The 20,692-nt window shown below is 65.5% G+C and carries 15 protein-coding genes; 6 read left to right on the top strand and 9 right to left on the bottom strand.

Annotated features, from left to right (window positions below; all coding sequences use genetic code 11):
- Positions 1–32: 32 nt before the first annotated feature.
- From JQ566_RS27455 to JQ566_RS27420, 8 genes are all read right to left on the bottom strand, one after another.
- Complete coding sequence (locus JQ566_RS27455; RefSeq protein ID WP_212378204.1) at positions 33–3,362, bottom strand: AAA family ATPase; 3,330 nt, start codon at positions 3,360–3,362, stop codon at positions 33–35.
- A gap of 308 nt (positions 3,363–3,670) precedes the next feature.
- Complete coding sequence (locus tag JQ566_RS27450; protein WP_212378203.1) at positions 3,671–4,183, bottom strand: hypothetical protein; 513 nt, start codon at positions 4,181–4,183, stop codon at positions 3,671–3,673.
- 435 nt (positions 4,184–4,618) lie between these two features.
- Positions 4,619–6,487: an ABC transporter ATP-binding protein gene (locus JQ566_RS27445; RefSeq protein ID WP_212378201.1), complete on the bottom strand. Its 1,869-nt coding sequence runs from the start codon at positions 6,485–6,487 to the stop codon at positions 4,619–4,621.
- Between the two features lie 9 nt (positions 6,488–6,496).
- Positions 6,497–7,423, bottom strand: coding sequence for a 2-hydroxyacid dehydrogenase (locus tag JQ566_RS27440; protein ID WP_212378199.1), 927 nt, complete (start codon positions 7,421–7,423; stop codon positions 6,497–6,499).
- Positions 7,424–7,430: 7 nt separating this feature from the next.
- Positions 7,431–8,759: an NAD(P)/FAD-dependent oxidoreductase gene (locus JQ566_RS27435; RefSeq protein WP_212378197.1), complete on the bottom strand. Its 1,329-nt coding sequence runs from the start codon at positions 8,757–8,759 to the stop codon at positions 7,431–7,433.
- A 39-nt stretch (positions 8,760–8,798) separates the two neighbouring features.
- Entirely contained in the window at positions 8,799–9,674 is an 876-nt protein-coding gene (locus JQ566_RS27430) for an ABC transporter permease (RefSeq protein WP_212378195.1), read from the bottom strand.
- 3 nt (positions 9,675–9,677) lie between these two features.
- Positions 9,678–10,628, bottom strand: a complete 951-nt coding sequence (locus JQ566_RS27425) for an ABC transporter permease (RefSeq protein WP_212378193.1) — start codon at positions 10,626–10,628, stop codon at positions 9,678–9,680.
- 27 nt (positions 10,629–10,655) lie between these two features.
- Positions 10,656–12,344, bottom strand: a complete 1,689-nt coding sequence (locus JQ566_RS27420) for a peptide ABC transporter substrate-binding protein (RefSeq protein WP_212378191.1) — start codon at positions 12,342–12,344, stop codon at positions 10,656–10,658.
- A gap of 218 nt (positions 12,345–12,562) precedes the next feature.
- On the opposite strand from JQ566_RS27420, the gene JQ566_RS27415 reads away from it, so the two are divergent.
- Together JQ566_RS27415 and JQ566_RS27410 are read left to right on the top strand one after the other, a co-directional pair.
- Positions 12,563–13,207 (top strand): cupin domain-containing protein, encoded by a 645-nt coding sequence (locus JQ566_RS27415; RefSeq protein ID WP_212378189.1) that lies wholly within the window; start codon positions 12,563–12,565, stop codon positions 13,205–13,207.
- 127 nt (positions 13,208–13,334) lie between these two features.
- Complete coding sequence (locus JQ566_RS27410) at positions 13,335–15,191, top strand: ATP-binding protein (protein ID WP_212378187.1); 1,857 nt, start codon at positions 13,335–13,337, stop codon at positions 15,189–15,191.
- Positions 15,192–15,200: 9 nt separating this feature from the next.
- Here the strand turns inward: JQ566_RS27410 and JQ566_RS27405 are convergent, their stop codons facing one another.
- Positions 15,201–16,226: an AraC family transcriptional regulator gene (locus tag JQ566_RS27405; protein WP_212378241.1), complete on the bottom strand. Its 1,026-nt coding sequence runs from the start codon at positions 16,224–16,226 to the stop codon at positions 15,201–15,203.
- Between the two features lie 188 nt (positions 16,227–16,414).
- Here JQ566_RS27405 and JQ566_RS27400 point away from each other — a divergent pair, with 188 nt between their 5' ends.
- The 4 genes from JQ566_RS27400 (at position 16,415) to JQ566_RS27385 (ending at position 20,668) form a co-directional block, all read left to right on the top strand.
- A complete protein-coding gene (locus JQ566_RS27400; RefSeq protein ID WP_024339447.1) occupies positions 16,415–16,864 on the top strand; it encodes a cupin domain-containing protein in 450 nt (149 codons plus the stop codon).
- A gap of 107 nt (positions 16,865–16,971) precedes the next feature.
- Positions 16,972–18,462 carry a flavin-containing monooxygenase gene (locus JQ566_RS27395; protein ID WP_212378185.1) on the top strand — a complete coding sequence of 497 codons (1,491 nt, stop codon included), beginning with the start codon at positions 16,972–16,974 and terminating at the stop codon, positions 18,460–18,462.
- Positions 18,463–18,532: 70 nt separating this feature from the next.
- The gene (locus JQ566_RS27390) at positions 18,533–19,606 is read left to right on the top strand and encodes a hypothetical protein (RefSeq protein ID WP_212378183.1); all 1,074 of its coding nucleotides are present in this window, start codon (positions 18,533–18,535) and stop codon (positions 19,604–19,606) included.
- 72 nt (positions 19,607–19,678) lie between these two features.
- Positions 19,679–20,668 carry an NAD-dependent epimerase/dehydratase family protein gene (locus JQ566_RS27385; protein ID WP_249139839.1) on the top strand — a complete coding sequence of 330 codons (990 nt, stop codon included), beginning with the start codon at positions 19,679–19,681 and terminating at the stop codon, positions 20,666–20,668.
- Positions 20,669–20,692: the final 24 nt, after the last annotated feature.

The raw sequence follows: 20,692 nt of genomic DNA, 5'->3' as shown, positions 1-20,692 counted from the left end.
CAAGGCCGTCCCGCCAGGGACGCGGCACGTCGTCAATGCTCTTGCCTGAGCAGCTCTTTCGCCTCCTCGACTTCGGCAAGATTTCGCTCCGCCTCGAATTCGGCGAGCACGGGAGCGAGCACTTCGGATGCCGCGCCCGTTCGACCACGCCGCTTGTGCAGGCGCGCAAGTCCAAGGGCGCTGCGCAGCTCGAAAGTCTTCGTCTGCTGGCCTCGTGCGATTTCCAGCGCTCGCTCGAGAGCATTCTCGGCACCGGGATCGTCTGGAGGGTCGTGCCGCAGCAAAAGCTCGCCGTGGACGCGGTGCAGCTCGGCATCGAGCCAACTCTGACCGGATTGTCCCGTCCAGGCGATCAATTCGCTCAAGATTTCCAGCCCGGTTTCGACCTGGCCCACCTCTGCGTCCGCCATGGCGACATGCATTCCCCAAAACGGTTCGCAGAGGTAGCAATCGTTCTCATGCAGCAAGGTCCAGCCGTGACGCATGTCCGCCAGGCCGGCCATTCGGTCGCCGGCGCGCCACTTGGCGAGGCCATTCAGGTAGGTGCCGGCGGCCACGTACAGCGGCATCGTATGGTCGCGCGCGAGACCGAGCGCCAGGATCGTCTCTGTCTGCTGCAACATGCCGCCGCACAGTCCGTCGAACACGGCGCGATGAACAAGCGCATTGGCCTGGGAAAGCGCCCGCTTTTCCCCTGAAGCACTCACCGCGTCGGCGGCGAGCCCGCGCGCGCGAGCGACGGTGCCGAGCGGCCAGAGCACCAGGGCGAGAAATCGCATGATCACGAACGGAAGATCCAGCGCCGAAGCCCTGAAGGTCGCGGGATCCGGTTCGGCCCGATAGATCGCCAGAGCCCGCTCAAGATGCGTTCGCGCGTTCAAATAGTCGCCTCCGAACCAGCAGGTAACGCCGCCAGTCCAATGGGCAACGACGGCGGCAACCGGCGAGTCTGGCCGTCGGTCAGCGGCGCTCCTGATGGCATCCGCCAGCTCCCGCATCGGAGCAAGTTCGCCATGCGTCAGGCAGGCATTGAAGAGGCCCGAATGGACCGGCGCAAGTTCAACGGGATCATCGATACCGGTCGCGAATTGGCGCGCGCGCGTCCATGCCGCGACCGTTTCTGGAGCGCTGTGGCCGAGGCTGCCCCGCAGGGCACGGCCATATGCGATTTGAAGATGCAGCCTGCTCATCATCCGGCGGGGATCGGCAGGCAACTGATCGGCGGTCGCAATGGCCTTGCCGAGATGCGCGATCGCCTCGGAATAGGCCGAGCGTTTCAACGCCTGCTGGCCCGCCTTGCGCCACCATTCGAGGGCGATCTCGCTCAGCCCCGCCTCAGTGAAATGGTGCGCCAGAACTTCCGGCTCGGTCTCGGCGACCGCTGGAAACTTCTCGCGCAGGACATCGCCAATTCGTGTGTGAAGCACCTGCCGTTTGCTCTTGAGCAGACTCTCGTAGGCCGCCTCCTGAACAAGGGCGTGCTTGAAACTATAATTTGCTTCGGGCGGAGTCCCACGACGCAACAGCAGTTCGGCCTCTTCAAGTTGACCGAGCGCAGCGCTCAACGTCAGATCGTCGCGTCCCGCCACGGTCTTCAGCAGCGCGTACGAGAAGTCGCGGCCAATGGCGGCGCCTATCTGCGCCACCTCCTTGACCGGAGCGAGCCGGTCGAGCCGCGCCATCAGCGAATCCTGCAGCGTCGCGGGAATGGCAAGCGGCGGGAGCGGACTATTCAGGCGGTAGCGCCCGGCATCTTCGACGAGCAGCCCGGACTCCAGCACCATCTTGGTCAGTTCCTCGACGAATAGCGGGATGCCATCGGTCTTGCCGATGATTTGCTCCATCATCTCGCGCGGCAGCCGGCGGCCAACCGCCACCTGCTCGACCAGCGCGCGCGTGTCCTGCCGATCGAGCCGGTCGAGCCGCAACAGACTGACGTTGGCAAGGCCCGACCAGGAGGGCTCGAACTCCGGCCGGGACGTCAAGAGCACGAGTATCGGCAGTCCCCTGATCCGATCGACCGCGAGATCGAACAGTTCAAGTGTCGTGGCATCGGCCCAATGCATATCCTCGCAGATGATCAGCAACGGCTGGTCTCGCGCCAATCCCTCGAGCTGATCGAGAAGGGCGGCAAATGTCTGCCGCCGCTGCTGCGCCGGGCTCAAGCCGAGGGGCGGGCAATGGTCGCCGGTCGGAATCGAAAGCAGAGCCGCAATGAGCGGTGTTGCCCGGGCGACCTGCTGGGTTCCTATTGCCAGCATCGCCTCGAGCTTGTCGAGCTTTTGTTCCGGCGTGTCGTGCGAGCGAATTCCGGCGGCACGCTCGAGCTGCGCGACAAAGGGATGAAGCGCACTGTTGGTGTGGTAAGGCGAACACTGATATCGCACGCGACGGTGCGCCCCCAACGAGGGGCTTTCGGACAGCGTTGCCACAAGACGCGACTTGCCGATGCCCGCTTCGCCGGAAATCAATACGATCTGGCCCCGGCCCTGCCATGCCTCCCGCTGCCGCGAAAGGATGAATTCGATCTCGTTCTTGCGGCCGACAAAGCCGATCGAGCGCGCGGCACGGACTGCCTCGAAGCGACTCTCGGATGCGGTCGCTCCTTCCACCGCCCAGACTGCGATGGGTTCTGCTAATCCCTTGACCTCCCGGCGGCCGAGATTGCGAAGGCAGAAGAGATCGCCAAGCAGCCTGCGCGTGGACGAGGCAACGACGACCACCCCCGGCTCCGCCAGGCTCTGGAGCCGGGCGGCGAGGTTTGGTGTATCGCCGATGGTTGCGTGCTCCTCCGACGCATCTCCGCTGATGAGGTCGCCGACCACCACAAGTCCGGTCGCAATTGCGATCCGCAGTTCAGCTCGTTCGCCAGCGCCTGTTTTGAGCTGGCGTATCGCGGAGATCATGTCGAGGCCCGCGCGCACCGCGCGCTCCGCATCATCTTCGTGGGCGCGTGGATAGCCGAAATAGACGAGTATTCCGTCACCGACGAATCTGGCTATCCTGCCATCGTAAGCAGCAACGGCGCTCGCGCAGGCAGCGCGGTAGGCCCGGATCACTTCCCACATATCCTCGGGATCGAGACGCGCCGAGAGCGCAGTCGAGCCGACCAGATCGCAAAACATGACGGTGAGGTGACGCCGCTCGGCGTCCTGAGGAGGAACGGGCGATGCGATCAACGCGGCTGGATCGAGGTCGGCGATAGCACGCAGCATCTTGCGGCGATGGCCGAGCAGGACTCCGAGCTTATCGAAGTCCTCGTCCATCAGTTCGGGAAGGATGCCTACGTCGATCCCATTCTGGGCAAAACGCTCTGCGTATTGCCCAAGCCCCAGCTTCTCGAGCCACTCCGCAATCTGCATTGGCTCCACCGATCGTGTGGTTGGCGGTTAGCAGAATTTTGGACCACGGCACGCGGGGACAATATACCAACGCCACCATGATGGCACGTCTTGTTTGTTGCGCGATGGCTTAGGTTTCTCGATACCGATACCGCTTTCAAGCAGTGACGCTGCTCGATGCGAACGGCTTTGCTACCAAACATCATTGGCGCGCAGCGTTGGACGGCAGAGGTTGCGATGAGTCGTCGTTTCAAACCAGAGCCGAACCAACACTGCGGCTCGTGCTCACGCATGGTGCCAAGCGGATGTTTTCCGCGACCGCAGTTCTTTCATTGCTCGCCGATCGGCGCTTCATAGCTGCGAGCCATCGTGCCCGCCGCAACTTGGAGCGAAGAACCAACCGCCCAACAGCCGGCAACAAAACCTATCAAGCCGTTGGGCAGGTTTTGGTCAAGGACAAGGATGCTGACGGAGAGAGTTGCGGCGATTGCCGCGCCGAACGTTCCGGCCGCACTCATGATCTCGACCGGCTCGGAACCGTTCCATTCTTCCGAGATGCTCGATGTCGGCCTCTGTGCCTTGCCGGACAAATCAATTCCGACATAATAGCCAAGAGCTCCGTAGAGCATCGTTATCAGGACGATCCAGCCGCTTTCAAACAGTCCGGCTTTCTGACGTAACACGGTCGCGCCAACATAGAGGCCGCCAGAGGCCCCAACGGCTGCCAGTCCGATTCTTTCAAGAAGATGGGCCGATTTGATCAGACTGGAACGGGCGATCCGAAGATTGCTGACGCGCCTCGTTAAAGAGAAGGCGCTGGAAATTGCGCTGCTTATCTTCATAGGAAGCTCCTTCTGAGCTAGTAGCAGCCTACCGGCCGACCCCGAACAGAAGCTGCGTGAGTTGCGCGATGCCCTTTCATTCCGATTTCTGAAGGATCTTTGCTGAGTGATGGGATTGGCTTGCTCGTGAGCGAGGCTGAGCCAATCCAAAGCTGCGAGCATGCGGCTGCGCAGGCATTGCATCTCACCCGAGTCTGGCAAATGGTGCGGGTGCGGCAATTTCTTGCGGGAGTGGTAATTCAGAAAGAGAGCGATCGAGTATGAAGCGGTTCACACACTGTCGCTCCATTCGGTCACGATTTCCGGAGCACGCGTCTGCATCGTCGCGATAACCGGACGCGAACACGCTGGATCTGCAACGCGCGGTTGGTCAGCAAGCTGCCCGCGTCGCGCCGAGATCAAAGATCCGCGCTTGGCTTCGTGAAGCTCGCAGTGTCATGCCGACCACTCCTCGCCCCAGGCCTGTACGACGTGGCCGGGCGAAACTTCGCGATATTGCCGCACCGGCGGCTGATAATCCGGCGCGCGCACCGGGCTTCTGATCTCGTCGTTGGAGGCCTCGCGCCTGGTGCCGCGACGCGACGGGTCTGGCACCGGCACCGCGGCCATCAGCTTTTTCGTATAGGGATGCTGCGGGTTGCCGAACACCGAAGCGCGCGGACCGATTTCGACGATCTCGCCGAGATACATCACGGCGACGCGGTGGCTCATGCGCTCGACCACGGCGATGTCGTGGGAGATGAAGAGATAGGCGAGGCCCATGCTGGCCTGAAGGTCGAGCATCAAGTTGACGACCTGCGCCTTCACCGAGACGTCGAGCGCGGAGACCGCCTCGTCCGCGACGATCAGCTTCGGCCCCAGCGCGAGCGCGCGGGCGATGCAGATGCGCTGGCGTTGGCCGCCGGAGAATTCGTGCGGGAAGCGCGCCGCCATGTCGGCGGAGAGGCCGACGCGGACGAGAAGGTCGGCGACCCTGTCGCGCGCCTGCGCCGCAGAGGCAAGTCCATTGGCGAGCAGTGGCGCTGCAATCGCAGCTCCCACCGACATGCGCGGATTGAGGCTCGCGAACGGATCCTGAAACACGATTTGCATGTGCTTGCGGACATCGCGTAAAGCTCGGCCGTTCATCGCCAGCACGTCCTGACCTTCGATCAGAACCGTGCCGCTGTCCGGCTCCGTCAATTTCAGGATGGAGCGGCCCGTCGTCGACTTGCCGCAGCCGGATTCGCCGACCAGGGCCAGCGTCTCGCCGGCGCGCAAGGTGAAGGAGACGTTCTCGACCGCATGGACGCGGCCCGAAACCTTGCCGAACAGGCCCGAGCGGATCGGGAAACGCGTGGTGAGGCCCGAGACTTCCAGCAGCGGCCGCTCAGCCGTCGAAACGGTATCGGGCGTTTCCATCGGCTCGTCCGAAGTCCCCGTCACCCTGTCGACGATCGGAAAGCGCATCGGACGCGCGCGTCCGTCCATTGAGCCGAGACGCGGCACGGCCGCGAGCAGCGCGCGCGTATAGGGATGCGAGGGCGTCGCGAAGATGCGCGACGTTGCATCAAGCTCCACCGCCTGTCCGCCATACATCACCACGGTGCGATCCGCGATCTCGGCGACCACGCCCATGTCGTGGGTGATGAAAAGGATCGACATCCCCTCCTCCTGCTGAAGCTCCTTCAAGAGCTCGAGGATCTGGGCCTGGATGGTGACGTCGAGCGCGGTGGTCGGCTCGTCCGCGATCAACAGCTTCGGCTTGCAGGCCAGCGCCATCGCGATCATGACGCGCTGGCGCATGCCGCCGGAGAAGCGATGCGGATGCTCGTGGAAGCGGGATCTCGCCGCGGGGATGCGGACGCGATCGAGCAGGCGGATGGTTTCGGCCTCCGCCGCCGCGCGCGACAGGCCGCGATGCTGGATCAGCGCCTCCGCGATCTGGAAACCGATGGTGAGCACCGGATTGAGGCTCGTCATCGGTTCCTGGAAGATCATGGCGACGTCATTGCCGCGGATGTCTTTCATGCTCGCTTCGGGCAGCGCGAGCAGATCGCGGCCGGCCAGCATGACGCGGCCCTCGACGCGGCCGATCTCCTTCGGAACAAGACGCATGATCGAGAGCGCGGTGACGCTCTTGCCCGAGCCGGACTCGCCGACGATCGCCACGGTTTCCCGGGGCGCGATGTCGAACGACACGTTGCGGACCACGGGTATCCATCGCCGCTCGAGCATGAAGGAGGTGGTGAGGCCGGAGACCGACAGCACGGGGGACTGTGCTTGCGCGATCACCTCGTCAGCTCTGCTCGCGTCCATGCTCATGCGATTGCCCTAATAACCACGCCTGCGATCGACGCGTCCCGGCAGCTCCTCGCCGCGGCGGTGACGGGCGATGACGTCGAGCACGAAATCGACCGCCGTATCGGGCGTGGTCATGCTGGCATTGTGCGGCGTCAGCAGGATGCGCGGATGGCTCCAGAACGGATGTCCTGCAGGCAGCGGCTCGGGATCGGCGACGTCGAGCACCGCGCCGGACAGTGCGCCGCTGTCGAGGGCCGCGAGGAAATCGGCCTCGACGAGATGCGGGCCGCGCCCGACATTGACGAGCCCTGCCCCGCGCGGCAGGCGCGCGAACAGGTCGGCATTGAGAATGCCGCGCGTCTGATCCGTCAGCGGCAGCAGGCAGACGAGAATGTCGGCCTGCGCCAGAAAGTCCGGCAATGCGTCAACGCCCGCGTAACAGGTGACGCCTTCGATCTCGCGCGGCGAACGATTCCACCCCGATAACGCAAAGCCGAACGCCTTGAGGCGTTCGAGCACGGCCTGGCCGAGCTGGCCGAGCCCCATCACGCCGACGCGCCGGCGCTTGGCCGGCGTGATCCGGATCTCGCGCCAAACCTGCTGCTTCTGCTGGCTGATGAAATCGAGGAGATCGCGATGCAGGCCGAGCACGGCCATGGTGACGTATTCGACCATGGTCTCGGCGATGCCGGGCTCCAGCATGCGGACCAGCGGAATGTGCGCTGGAACTTTCGTGGTGTCGAACTGATCGACGCCCGCGCCAACCGAGAAGACCAGTTCGAGATTGGGAAAGGTCGTCGCGATGTCGTCCGGCGGCACCCATGCCACCAGATGGCGGATTTCTGTGGGATTGCCGATGTCGGGCCAGAGCCGGAACGGCATGTTGGGCGCGCGCTCCGCGAAGAGGCGCGCCCACTCGGCGCCGCGCACCATGTTGGCCTTGTAGAGAACCGTCATGCCGCCCTCAGAACGGGCTGACCGGCGCGAGCCGCCGGCCGTCGATCATGCGCTTGTGGCTGTAAGCGGCGGGATCGACCAGCGGCGTTGAGCCGGTCACGATGTCGGCGGCGAGCTTGCCGGCCGCGGGGCCGATACCGAAGCCATGGCCGGAGAAACCGGTGGCGAGGAAGAAGCCGGGCAAGGCATCGACCGATGAGATCACGGGGATCGTATCGGGCGTGCAGTCGATCGTGCCGCCCCAGGCTTCCGCGATCTCGATGTCCTTCAGCTCGGGATTGGACTTGATCAGCGCCGCCAGCGCCGAATTGACCAGCGACATGTCGGGCGCGGGATCACGCACGCGCTCGGCCTCGAACGGCGACGGATTGTCGAAGCTCCAATTCGTGCCGCGCATGATCTGGTCGAAGAACGACTTGCCAAACGACATCTTCAATCCGTTACGGCGGTGCAGATAGGTCGGCCAGAACGTGCGCGCGTAGCGGAACAGGTCGGGCGACAGCTCCACCGTGCCGCGGTTGCGCAGCGCGAGTGTAAAACCGCCGTCGAGGCGGCGACGGATGCAATAGAAATCGGTGCCGAGCGCGCCGGAGGTGATCTCCGGTCCCGGCGTGGTGCGGCAGGCGGTGGCGTTGACGAGGCCGATCGGCAGCTCGATGCCGTGGCGGCGGCAGAACAGCGACGACCACGCGCCGCCCGCCAGCAGAACGGATTGCGTGCGGATAGTGCCCTTCTCGGTGACGACGGCGCTGACCCTCCCGCCGGTCGTCTCCAGCCCGCGCGCGGCGCAGCCCTGATGGATGGTGACGCCGTGCTTTCGTGCGGCGGTGGCGAGCGCGGGCACGGCCATCGACGGCTCGGCGCGGCCGTCGCTCGGTGTGTGCAGGCCGCCGACCCATGTGTCGGCATTGCCGGGCATGCGCTCGGCGACCTCGGCCGGCGTCAGCACGGTGGAGTGCACCTGCTGCTCGCGCGCCACCGCGGCCCAGCGCTCCCAGCTTGCGAGCTCGTCCTTGCTCTTGGTCAGGAACAAGACGCCGGTACGGCGGAAGCCGGCATCGACGCCGGCGTCATTCTGCATGTCCTCCCACAGAAGCAGCGCCTCGCGGGCGAGCGGGATTTCCTCGCGGGCGCGTCCCTGCTGGCGGCACCAGCCCCAATTGCGGCTCGACTGCTCGCCGCCGACATGGCCCTTCTCGACCAGCGCGACGGAGTGCCCCTTTTTCGCCAGATGATAGGCCGCGGACACGCCGATAACGCCGCCGCCGATGACGACGGCATCCACCTGCTGCGGCAAGCGCTCGTCGCTGTTGATACGGTTGAGCGGCGGGGACATGGGGCACTCCTGGAGTTCAGTTCGATCGGGTCTTGCTCGTCACGGGATGCTCATTCGCGGATCGAGCGCGTCGCGCAGCCCGTCACCGAGAAAGTTGAAGCTGGTCACCGCGAGCGTGATGGCAACGCCCGGCGCGATCGCGAGCCAGGGCGCGCTGGTGAGATAGATCTGCGCGTTGTTGAGCATGTTGCCCCAGCTCGCCGCCGGCGGCTGGATGCCGTAGCCGAGGTAGCTGACATAGGATTCGAGCAGGATCGCCTTGGCGACATTCAGCGTCGCCGCGACCACGATCGGCGCGATCGCATTGGGCACGAGCTCGCGGAACATGATCCGCAGGTTGGACGAGCCGAAGGCGAGCGCGGCCACCGCGAACTCACGCTCGCGCAACGACCGCACCTGGGCCTCGACGACGCGGGCAACTGCCATCCACGCGGTCGCCGCGATCAGCATGGTGGTGGTGACGAGGCCCGGCTCGGTGAGCGCCGCGAGCGCGAGCAGGAGGAAGATGGTCGGAAAGCACAGCACGGCATCGACGAGCCGCATCAGGACTGCGCCGACCACGCCGCCATAGAAGCCGGCGAAGGCGCCGACGGCAATTCCGACCGCCATCGCGATCACCATCGCGACGATGCCGATCGAGAGCGAGACGCGGCCGCCCATCATCAGCCGCGCCAGCACGTCGCGGCCGAGCTCATCGGTGCCGAGGATATGCGCGCCCGACAGCGGTGGCGCGAACCGCTTCATGATGTCGATATAGGTGTCGTCGAACGGCAGCAGATAGGGACCGAAGGCCGAGCCGAGCACGAGAACCAGGATGATCACGGCGCCCGCGAGCGCCAGCCGGTGGCGGCGGAAGCGCCGCCATGCGGCTTGCCCGGGGGCGAGTTGGACGGTGGAGAGGGCTGCGGTCGCCATCGCTTAGCCCACCCGAATGCGCGGATCGACGACGGCATAGAAGATATCGGCGAGCAGCGAGCCGATCAGCACCATCGTCGCCGAGAACATCAGGATGCCCATCACCACGGGATAGTCGCGATAGCCAATCGAATCCAGGAACAGCCGCCCCATGCCGGGCCAGGTGAACACGGTCTCGGCGACCAGCGCGCCGCCGAGCAGGGTCGGAAACTGCAGGCCGGCCACCGTGATCATCGGCAGCAGCGCATTGCGCAGCGCGTGCACGGTGAGGATGCGCCATTCCGGCATGCCCTTGGCGCGCGCGGTGCGGATGTAATCCTGGTTGATCACCTCGAGCATCGAGGAGCGCATGAAGCGGCCCCACATCGCGGTCTCGACCAGCGCCAGCACCATTGCCGGCGCGATCAGGTGATGCAGCAGGTCGAGGAAGGAGCCGTCGCCGACCGTCTGCCGGTTGCCGGCCGGCAGCCAGCCGAGCTTCACCGAGAAGAGGTAGATGGTGACGAGGCCGAACCAGAAGGTCGGGATCGACAGCGCGATCATGGCGCCGACAGTGGCGAGCGTATCGAACAGCGAATAGCGGCGCAGCGCGCCAAGGATGCCGATCCAGCAGCCGAGCAGCACCGCGATGATCGTCGCCGTCGCCATCAGCTCCAGCGTGGCGCCGAGATGCGATGAGATCACCGACAGCACCGCCTCGCCGTCGCGATAGGAGCGGCCCCAGTCGCCTTTGAGCATCCGGCCGAACCAGTCGAGATACTGGATCGGCAGCGGTCGATCGAGCCCGAGCTGCCTGGTGACGCGGTCGAGATCCTCCTGCGTCATCTGTGCGGACGCCGCGAACTGAGACAGCGGACCGCCGGGCGCCAGATGCAGGATGGCAAAGCCGATCCCCGAGACGATCACCAGCAGCATGATCGCCTGCGCCAGGCGGTTGACGACGTAGCGGGCCATCTCAGGCGATCCAGCGTGCCCGGGACATCAGGCCCAATACCATTCGCGGATATTCCAGCAATTGATGGAGGTGTTGATGTTGGGACGGAAGCCTTGCAGCCCCTCCTTCACGCCCTCGGCGATGAAGCCCTGGAACAGCGGCAGGATCGCAAGGTCGTTGCGGATCAGCTTCTGCAGGTCACCATAAGTGGTCTTGCGCTGGGTGAGCTCGAACTGCTTGGCGCCTTCGGCGAGCAGACGATCCGCTTCCGGGCTTCTGTACTGATAGGTGTTGAAGCCGCGGCCGCCCTTGGCGGGAATGGCGCCGGAGCCGAAGCGCGGCGTCACGTCGGGGTCGCTGCCGAGCATGAAGTTGACAGAGACCAGCACTGAATTGAACTTCGACTGCTGCCAGAACTCGCCCCAGATCACCGCCGCCGGCATGTTGTTGACGCGCATCGCAGCGCCGATCGCGCGCCAATCCTGGATCAGGAGCTGCTGGGTCTGCTCGCGGACTGCATTGCCCGACGTCGTCGAATTGGTGAATTCGAGCTTGACGCCGCCCTTCTCGCGCACGCCGCCGGAGCCGCGCACCCATCCTGCGGCATCGAGCAGCGCGTTGGCCTTGGCGGGATCGTATTTGTGCTGCGGCAGACCCTGCTGGAACGACCAGGCCTGCTGCGGCACGAAGCTCTCGGTCGGCGTCGGCAGGCCGTAGTTCAGCGCGTCGATGATCGCCTGCTTGTTGATAGCGAGATACAGCGCCTCGCGCACGGTGCGATCGGCAAAGGGACCGAATTCCAGATTGGGCGCAATGTGCTCCACCGAGGACGTCGAGGACACGAAGATCTTGCGGCCCTTCAGCGTCTTCGCCTCCTGCACGAAGTTCGGCAGGATGCCCTGCAGGCCGGTGTAGTCGACCTGGCCGGTGCGGAACTGGGTGTAGAGAACGGTGAGGTCCGGAATGTACTTGAAGACGACGCGTTCGACGTAAGGTCCTTTGCCGTGATAGCCGGCATGGGCATTCAGCTGGATGTGGTCGCCCGGCACGCGCTCGGCCCAGCGGAACGGCCCGGTACCGACGGGCGCGTTGTGGAACGGCGAGGAATTCGGATCGGACACCTTCGCCAGGATGTGTTTGGGCACGATGAAGGTGAGCGAGAGGATCGACATGTAGGGCGAATAGGGAGCCTCCATTCGCCAGTGGATCTCGTCGGGCGCGACGACCTTGATGTCCTTGACGAGGCTGTGGCCGACGCGGTTGCGGACGCGGAAATCGGGATTGTTGATCAGCTCGAGCGAGAACTTGACGTCCTCGGCCGTGAAGGCCGTGCCGTCGTGCCACTTCACATCATTGCGCAGCTTGATCTTCCAGGTCAGGCCGTCCGCGGACAGGCCGCCATTCTCGATGGTCGGGACTTCGCGGGCGAGGTCGGGGACGAACTTGCCGTCGGGCTCGATGAACCAGAGCGGCGAGAACACCTGCCACCAGATGCCCTGATCGACCTCGATACCTGGCATCAAGGGGTGAAAGACGGTCGGCTCCTGCGACAGCGCCGCGATCACCTGTCCGCGCGGCTTGTCCGGCGGATTGGTCGGGCGTTCGGTCTGGGCGAAGGCGTTGCTCGAAAGCGTCCACCCCGCTGCTGCGCCCGCGCCGAGCTGGAAGAATTGACGGCGATTCGGAATGCCGAGATGCAGTGTCCCAACGCCGAGCTTGCCGGTGTCGTCTGCCATGACCCACTCTCCGTTTCCGCACGCGGCACCTTCTCCCGCGCCCCCGAGACCCCGGCAGAGGGACAGGAGTGGGCTTTAGTGCTTCTAAATTTTTCAGCCAAAATTTCATCATGACTAAATACAGCTGTCAATCGCATTGCTAGTATGCGCAATCTTTTTCACTCTGACTAAAAGCCACGGGACCGGTCCGAGGCTGAGATGATGCATGGGAGAGCGACATGAATGGTCGCGGCGACACGAACGGCCCCAAGGATGGCCCCAAGGATGTTGCGACGGTCGAGGCCGACGACGCCGTCGACCAGCGCCTGGGTGAAACCGTGCGGCTGCTGCGGCAGCGCGCCGGCCTCTCGATCCAGGACGTCGCCAACAAGACCGGCCTGTCCACCGGCATGATCAGCCAGCTCGAACGCGCGCGCGCCATGCCGTCGATCCGCACGCTGCGCCTGCTCAGCATCGCGCTCGACGTTCCCATCTCCTACTTCTTCGAAAGCAGCGATCCCGCCGACGGGCAACGCTACATCGTGCGCAAGAACAACCGGCGGCTGCTGCGGCTCACCGCCAGCGGCGTCGTCAAGGAAGCGCTGACCCCGGAAGGCAAAGGCCAGCTCGAGCTCTACGAGCTCACGCTCAACCCCGGCGCCTCCTCCGGCACCGACTTCCTGCAGCACACCGGCGAGAAGGCGGGTTACATCCTGTCGGGCAGCCTGCGGCTGTGGCTCGACAACCAGGCCCACCTGCTGGAAGCCGGCGACAGCTTTCGTTTCCCGAGCATCGTGCCGCACATGTTCGACAACCCGACCCAGCAGGTGGCGCGCGCGATCTGGGTGACGACGCTGCTCCAGACCGATTCGCCGGCCGGTTAAGGCGGCCCCGTTCTGCACCACCGGAAATGCCCCTCGACGCCGCCGCGCCGAGTCTGTAGCTCACGTGATGCCCGCCGCTCGACAAGGCGGCCGGGCGGTCCGCGGCAGGCGTCTTTGGTGTGAGACCATGAAACTCAGGGGGCTTCTGACACTCGCGTTGGCCGCACAGCTCGTCGTGACTGCTGCAGTCTTCCTGACCTCCGATCTGGCGACCGGCGTTGCGGAATTCGGCACGGCCCAGCTCATCGCGCTGCTCGCGAGCGCCGCTGTTGCGGTGTTGCTTGCCCATCTCTGCACCCGCACGATCGAGACATCGCAGCAAAAACGCACCGCTGGGCAGCTGGCCGAGCGGGCGCAGGCCGGCGCACAGATGATGCAAGCGGTCATCAGAACCGCGCTCGATGCCTTCGTTCAGATCGACGAGAGCGGCGCCGTGCTGGAGTGGAGCTTTCAGGCGGAGGCGCTGACCGGATGGACGCGGCAGGAGGCGCTCGGCGCCGACGTTGTCGATCTCGTCGTCGCCGAGCCGCTGCGCGCCGCGTTCAGGCAACGCATGGCGCGCCTCGTTCCGGAATTGTCCGCTGCGCCGGCCGGCATGCGCTTCGAAGTCACCCTGGTCCACAGGAACGGCGAGCCCATTCTGGCCGAGGCGGCCGGCACGGTGACGCGGATCGGAGAGCGCTCCATCATCAACACCTTCGTCAGGGACATCACCCAGAAGCGCGCCGCCGAGGAGCAGCTGATCCAGTCCCAGAAGATGGAGGCGGTCGGGCAACTCACCGGCGGCATCGCGCATGAATTCAACAACATGCTCACGGTGATAACAGGCACGATCGAGATCCTCGCCGACGCCGTCAAGGACAACCCGCCGCTCGCGACCATCACCAAGCTGATCAGCGAGGCCGCCGACCGCGGCGCTGCACTGACATCGAGCTTGCTCTCCTTTGCCCGCAAGCAGGCGCTCCAGCCGGCCGAGATCGACGTCAACGAGCTGATCGAGGAGCTCGCCAGGCTGCTGCTGGCGACCTTCGACAAGAAGATCGAGATCGCGACGAAGCTCGATCGCGCCGTCTGGCTCGCCTACGCCGACCGCGGCCAGCTGAGCTCGGCGCTGCTCAATCTCGCGATCAACGCCCGCGATGCCATGCTGGACGGCGGCAGGCTGACGCTGACGACGTGCAACGTCGTGTTCGGCGTGCGCGAGGCGCTGGCGGTCGGTGCCGGCTATGCCGGCGACTATGTCGGGATCGAGATCGCCGACACCGGCACGGGCATTCCGCAGGCCATTCTCGAACGCATCTTCGACCCGTTCTTCTCGACCAAGGAGGTCGGCAAGGGCACGGGGCTCGGGCTCAGCATGGTGTTCGGTTTCGTCAAGCAGTCCGGCGGCGGCATCAAGGTCGCGTCCGAGGAAGGACGCGGCACGATCTTCACGATCTACCTGCCGAAGGCGGAGGCGAGCACGCTTCGCCCGACCGGCTACGACGATCGCAAGATCGTCGGCGGGAACGAAACCATCCTCTGCGTCGAGGACGACCGCGAGGTCCGCCACTACGTCACGGTCCAGCTCGAAGGCCTCGGCTATAAGGTCATCCCCGCCGCCGATGCGACCGAAGCCCTCGCCATCGCAGCCGAAGGCACGCCGTTCGATCTGCTCTTCACCGACATCGTGATGGCCGGCAGCATGAACGGACGCGAGCTCGCCGAGCAGATGGTGGCCGCGCGGCCGTCCTTAAGGGTCCTGTTCACCTCCGGTTACGCCTACGACTCGCTGCATACCCAGGGACGCGCCACGATGGGCGCACCGCTGCTGCGAAAGCCGTACCGCAAGGCCGAGCTGGCACGCCTGCTGCGCCGCTGCCTCGACACCGCCGTCGATTCCGCCGGCGACGCCATCCCGACGCCCTACTCGGTGCAGGCCGATGTCGAAGCTTTTCTGCGCAGGCAGGCGGCGGAAGACAATACGACGCGGTCGCGGAAGTAGGCGGCCGCCCTAGCTCATCCGTCGCCGCAGCGTGGCCGATGGTGTCTCGCCGAATTTCTCGCGGTAGGCGCCGGCCATGCGGCCGAGATGGGTGAAGCCGAGATCGAAGGCGATCTCGGTGATGGAGGCATCGGGGGCGGCGTGCGCGAGGCGCGTGTTCAGGCCAGCAAGGCGCATGTCGAGCAGCATCTGCGAGATCGACACGCCGAAGTGACGGCGGAAGCCGAGCTGGAGCGCGCGGATGCCGATGCCGGAAGCGCAGGCGAGCTGCGCGAGATCGAGCGGCTCGCCGGCCTTGTCGGCCAGATGGTCGCGCGCGGCGCGGAGTGCGCGCGGCAGACGCTCGGCTTGCCCCGAGAACGTCCGGATCGCATCCGACAGGCCGTGCCGCTGCCGGTTGAGGAGATGATCGAGCAGCGCTTCGCGCCAATCGGCCATCGCGACCGGCGACAGCCTGCCGGACGGACCGAGACGCTCGGCGAGCGTCATCAGCCCGGCAAGGCTGGTCTGCAAGGCCCGCCCGGACGGCGCGTCCAGCTCGATCGCGGGATCGAACTCGACCACCCCGGCCGCCCTGCCCGACAGCGCCGCGGCGCGCTGCTCGACCATGCGGCGGTCGAGCAGCAAAATCGCCTGCGCGCAGTCGCTCCACATCATCCGGGTCGGGATCGTCGGCGACAGCAGTGACGCCGTCCGGTCCGGCGCGGCATCGAGCTCGGTGACACCGGCGCGAATGCGGGCGCTGCCCGCGAGCGGGACTTGCACCAGGAAGAAGCGCTCGAGGCAGCCGGGATCGATGCTGACCGATCCGCCATAGGCCACGTAGTTGATGGAGAAGCCGTCGAACGCCGCGCAATTGTGCCGGGCGGAGAAGCCGGCCGCCCGCGCCTCTCCCGGCTTGAGGTCGTGCGGGCAGAAGATGCGGCCGATCTGCTCGGCGGCTTCGTCGACATCGTCAGTGGTGACGCGGGCGAAGGCCGCAAGCCGCTCGGCTGCGGGCGCCCTTGCGCTCATTTCCAGCACGGCTGCGGACATCATCGACCACGCTTCGCGTCGCGGAATTGCTTTAAGCCTATAATAGTTCCCCAGATGCGAAAAGGGCCGCGCCCTAGAAATCGTCGTGCTGCATGGCAATAGGCGCATCCGGATTCGTTTAGCGGATAGACAGCCGGCCACCAGCTGGCGGAAGCTCCGTCCCCGCCGGAATCCATGAGGAGCAAGCCATGACTGCACTCGAAAAGGGCATTACTGCAAACGGCACGGGCTATGGCGGCAAGAGCTGGAACATCCTTGGCCAGGTCTATTTCCCCAAGGCCGTCACTGATTCCACCTTCGCGTTCGAAACCAACAGCGATCCCGGGCAGTTCGTGCCGGTGCACATCCACCCGACCCAGGACGAGTTCATCCTGGTGCAGGAAGGCACGCTCGATCTCAAGCTCGACGGCCAATGGGTCAAGGCTCATGCCGGCGACCTCGTGCGCATGCCGCGCGGCATTCCGCACGGCTATTTCAACAAGTCCGACAAGCCGTGCCGCGCGCTGTTCTGGGTTTCGCCGATGCAGAAGCTGGAGGCGCTGTTCAACCAGCTCCACAACCTGACCGACCCCGCAGAGGTCGTGCGCATCTCGGCGCTGCATGAGGTCGACTTCCTGCCGCCCGAGGCCAACGACTAGGCGACCCGCCTCCTCGCCCACTTTCATCTGCCTGCAGCTCGGCCGGCCACACCTTGCGGCCGAACCTGGCCGCATGCGCGCGAAACACATCGATTGCGAGCAATCCCATGGTCAGCCCAAAACATGTCTGCGTGATCGGCTCCGGCGTCTCCGGCCTTGCCGCCGCAAAAGCTTTCGCCACCCGCGGCCACCGCGTCACCATCGTCGAGCGCAGCGGCGATCTCGGCGGCGTCTGGGAGCCGGCGCGCTCCTATCCTGAGGTGCAGACGCAGAGCCCGAAGGAGCTCTACCGCTACACCGACCGCGCCATGCCGGACGCCTATCCGGAATGGCCGACCGGGCCGCAGGTCCACGCCTACCTCGCCGACTATGCCAAGAGCTTTGGCCTCAACGGCATGCTGCGCCTCAACACGGAGGTCGCCGGCATGGCGCGCCGCGCCGACGGCAGACCGGGCTGGACCCTCGCCCTGACGAGTAAGGACGGCACGACGAACGAGGATTTCGATTTCGCCGCGATCTGCACCGGGCAGTTCAACGAGCCGCGCGAGCTGCATTGTCCGGGCGAGGACGGCTTTCTGGCGCAGGGCGGCCAGATCCTGCACTCGTCGAAATACGGCGATCCCGCCCTGGCGAAGGGACGCCGCGTCGTCGTGCTCGGCGGCTCGAAATCGGCGACCGACATCGCCGTGAACGCGGTGAAGTCGGGCGCGCGCGAGGTGACGATCGTGATGCGCGAGCCGGTCTGGCGCATCCCCTATTTCATCGGCGGCCTCGTGAACTTCAAGCGCATCCTCTACATCCGCGCGCAGGAGGAGATGTTTCCGGGATGGGGCATCAGCACAATGGCGCGGCTCGCCCACCGCATCGCCGCGCCGCTGGTCTGGGCGAACTGGCGCGGGCTGGAAAGCCTGCTGAAGGCGCAGCTCAAGCTCGGCCGCTGCAACATGGTGCCGAAGGAGCGGATCGAGGACGGCGTCAACTGCTCGGTGCCGATCGCAACGCCGGGCTTCTATCCGATGGTCGCCGACGGCCGCATCAAGGCGGTGTTCGGCACGTTCGATCACTACGAGGGCGACAGCATCGTGATGAGCGGCGGCGAGCGCATCAAGGCCGATGTCGCCGTGCTCGCGATCGGCTACAAGCTCGGCGTGCCGTTCCTGCCCGAGGCCTACACGCAGAAGCTGGTCGACGAGGACGGGCAATACCGGCTCTATCGCCTGATCGCCAACCCTGATCTGCCGGAGCTCGGCTTCGTCGGCTTCAACTCGTCGTTCTGCACCGTGCTCTGCGCCGACCTCGCCGCCAACTGGCTGGTGCGCTATGCCGACGGCCAGCTCGCGAACCAGCCGACGGCGCAGGCGATGCGCGACAACATCGAGATGATGCTGCACTTTAAGCGCGTCGAGCGGCCGGCCGCGGGCGTCTATGGCGGCCTCTGCGTTGCGCCCTATCACTACCGCCATTTCGACGAGCTGATGGCCGACATCGGCGCGAAGCAGCAGAAGCGCGGCGGACTCGCGGGGCGCTTCCAGCCGCCGGATGCGGACGCCTATGCAAAATTCCTGGCGACGGCGCCAGACTACCGGGCCACGGCATGAGAGGAGAATTGCGGCTGCTCGCGTCTGATGGTTACGATCTCGCTGGCCATCGAATCGACGGGAACCAGCCATGGGATCGAGACGACTTGCCGCCGTGGCATTTGCGACTGTTGCCTTCTTCGTCGCGGCGCCCGCCGTTGCGCAGAAGGCCGCGCCGACGCCAAAGCAATCCGAGGCGCTCGCAGCTTACGAGCGCGCGCTCGGCGACTTCAAATCTATCCTCGCCGAGCGGCGGCGCCAGATCGAGGCGAAGGAGCCGCTGCCGAACCTGCCGGGACAGGCGCTCTATCTCGCGCGCGTCGCTGTGATCAGCAGCTACAAGGACCTCACCGACGCCATGCCGTCGCGGATCGGCCGGCCGAACAAGTTCGAGATTCCTCCGGCCTATTTCGATGCCGAGATCGAGCCGCTGGTCGACGAATACGGAAGGCTGTTCGACATCATGGAGGCACCGCCTGCCAGCGCGCAGAACTCGCCAACGCCGTTCAAGGACGTCGTCGATCTTGCGGTCGCGATTGCGCGCGCCAAGGGACTTGCGCCTGAACATGCCGCGGCTGCGGGCCGCATCAGCCTCGGGCTGTTCTTTGCGGAGACCAACGGCAAGCAGAATGTCCGCAATGCGCGTTCGAACACCTATATGGGCAGCTTCCAGACCGGCCCCTCCGAGGACCGCAACGGCCGCAGGAAATGGGAGGCCATCAAGGGCGACATCGCGGCGATTGATCCGGGCTTGAGCGCGCGCGACGACAAGGAAGAGGCGCGGGCCCGCGGCACCGATCACCGCTTCAACCATTGGACCAACGTGCGCGACGGGCTGATGAACGCGCATGCCGACCTGTTCCGTGAGATACCCGGAATCGTAAAGACGCTGCCCGACCCGATCGACCAGATGAAGCTGTTCGAACTGATCCAGATCGTTCCCACCCCGACCCGGTCCGCACTCAAATCGGGCGATCTCCTGAACTATGGGGTCTCCAGCCCCACGATCATGAAGCATTTGCGCAACAACAGCATTTTTGCCTTCGGACAGGCCGACCGGGCGAAGACCTCGGCAAGCTACCGCGAGATTTTCGCTGCGATGTGGCTGTTCAACCGGAAGTTCGAGCGTGCGATGGCGAAGTACGAGGAGATCAAGGGGCGCTGAGAGAATGATTGCAACCGCTACCGCACGTTGTAGTCTGTCGATCTCATCGGCGACACGGTCCGTTTCATGCGCATGCTCATTCTCGGCGGCAGCCAGTTTCTCGGCCGGGCGATCGCCGCTCGTGCCTGTGCCGCCGGCCACGACGTGACCTGCGCGGCCCGCGGCCTCGCCGGGCCGATCGCGCAAGGCGCCCGCTTCGTCCGGATCGATCGCGACGTCGCGGACGGCCTCGCGCCGCTTGCGGGCGAGACGTTCGATACCGTCGTCGATGTCTCGCGTCATCCCGCCCAGGTCCGGCGCGCGGTCGCCGCGCTGAAGCGACCGGGCGTGCATTGGACCTTCGTGTCGACAATCAGCGTGTATGCGGACAACCGCGTCCCGGGGCAACGCGCCGACACGGCGCCGCTGCGCGAGCCTGCCGCCGAGGACGTGGAGCACAGCACCGACGCCATCTATGGCGCCGCCAAGGTCGCCTGCGAACAGACAGTCGGCACCGACGCCTTCATCTGCCGGGCGGGCCTGATCGCCGGGCCGGAGGACCCGACCGGACGGTTCGCCTACTGGCCGGCGCGGCTTGCGCGCGGCGGCGAGGTGCTGGCGCCGGGATCGCCGGAGGATGCCGTCCAATTCATCGACGTGCGTGATCTCGCGCAGTGGATCGTGCATGCGGCAGAGACCCGTCTCACCGGCATCTATGACGGGATTGGGCCAATTCGCACGCGCGGCGAATTCCTGGCCGAGTGCGCATCCGCGCTGGACGCATCCTGCACCTTCACCTGGGTCGATCGCGCCTTTCTGGAAGCGCATGACGTGCGGCGCTGGGCAGGTCCGCGGTCACTGCCGATGTGGCTGCCATTGCCGGACTACGCCGGCTTCCTGACGCGCGATACCTCGCCGGCCCGCGCGGCTGGGCTGAACGCGCGGCCCGTCGGCGTTACCGCGCGCGATACGCTTCATTGGCTCAACGCCAGCAAGGGCCCGGTCATCGGGCTGGCCGCCGAAGAAGAGAAGGATGTGCTCGCGGCGTGGCATGCGCACCAGCCGGTCGCAACCGGAATGTAGTCCGCAACGCAGTCCGACGACTAT

It is taken from the genome of Bradyrhizobium sp. SZCCT0231 (assembly GCF_018130245.1).
GTDB classification, from domain to species: Bacteria; Pseudomonadota; Alphaproteobacteria; order Rhizobiales; family Xanthobacteraceae; genus Bradyrhizobium; species Bradyrhizobium japonicum_F.
This window is presented reverse-complemented; position numbering and strand designations above follow the sequence as displayed.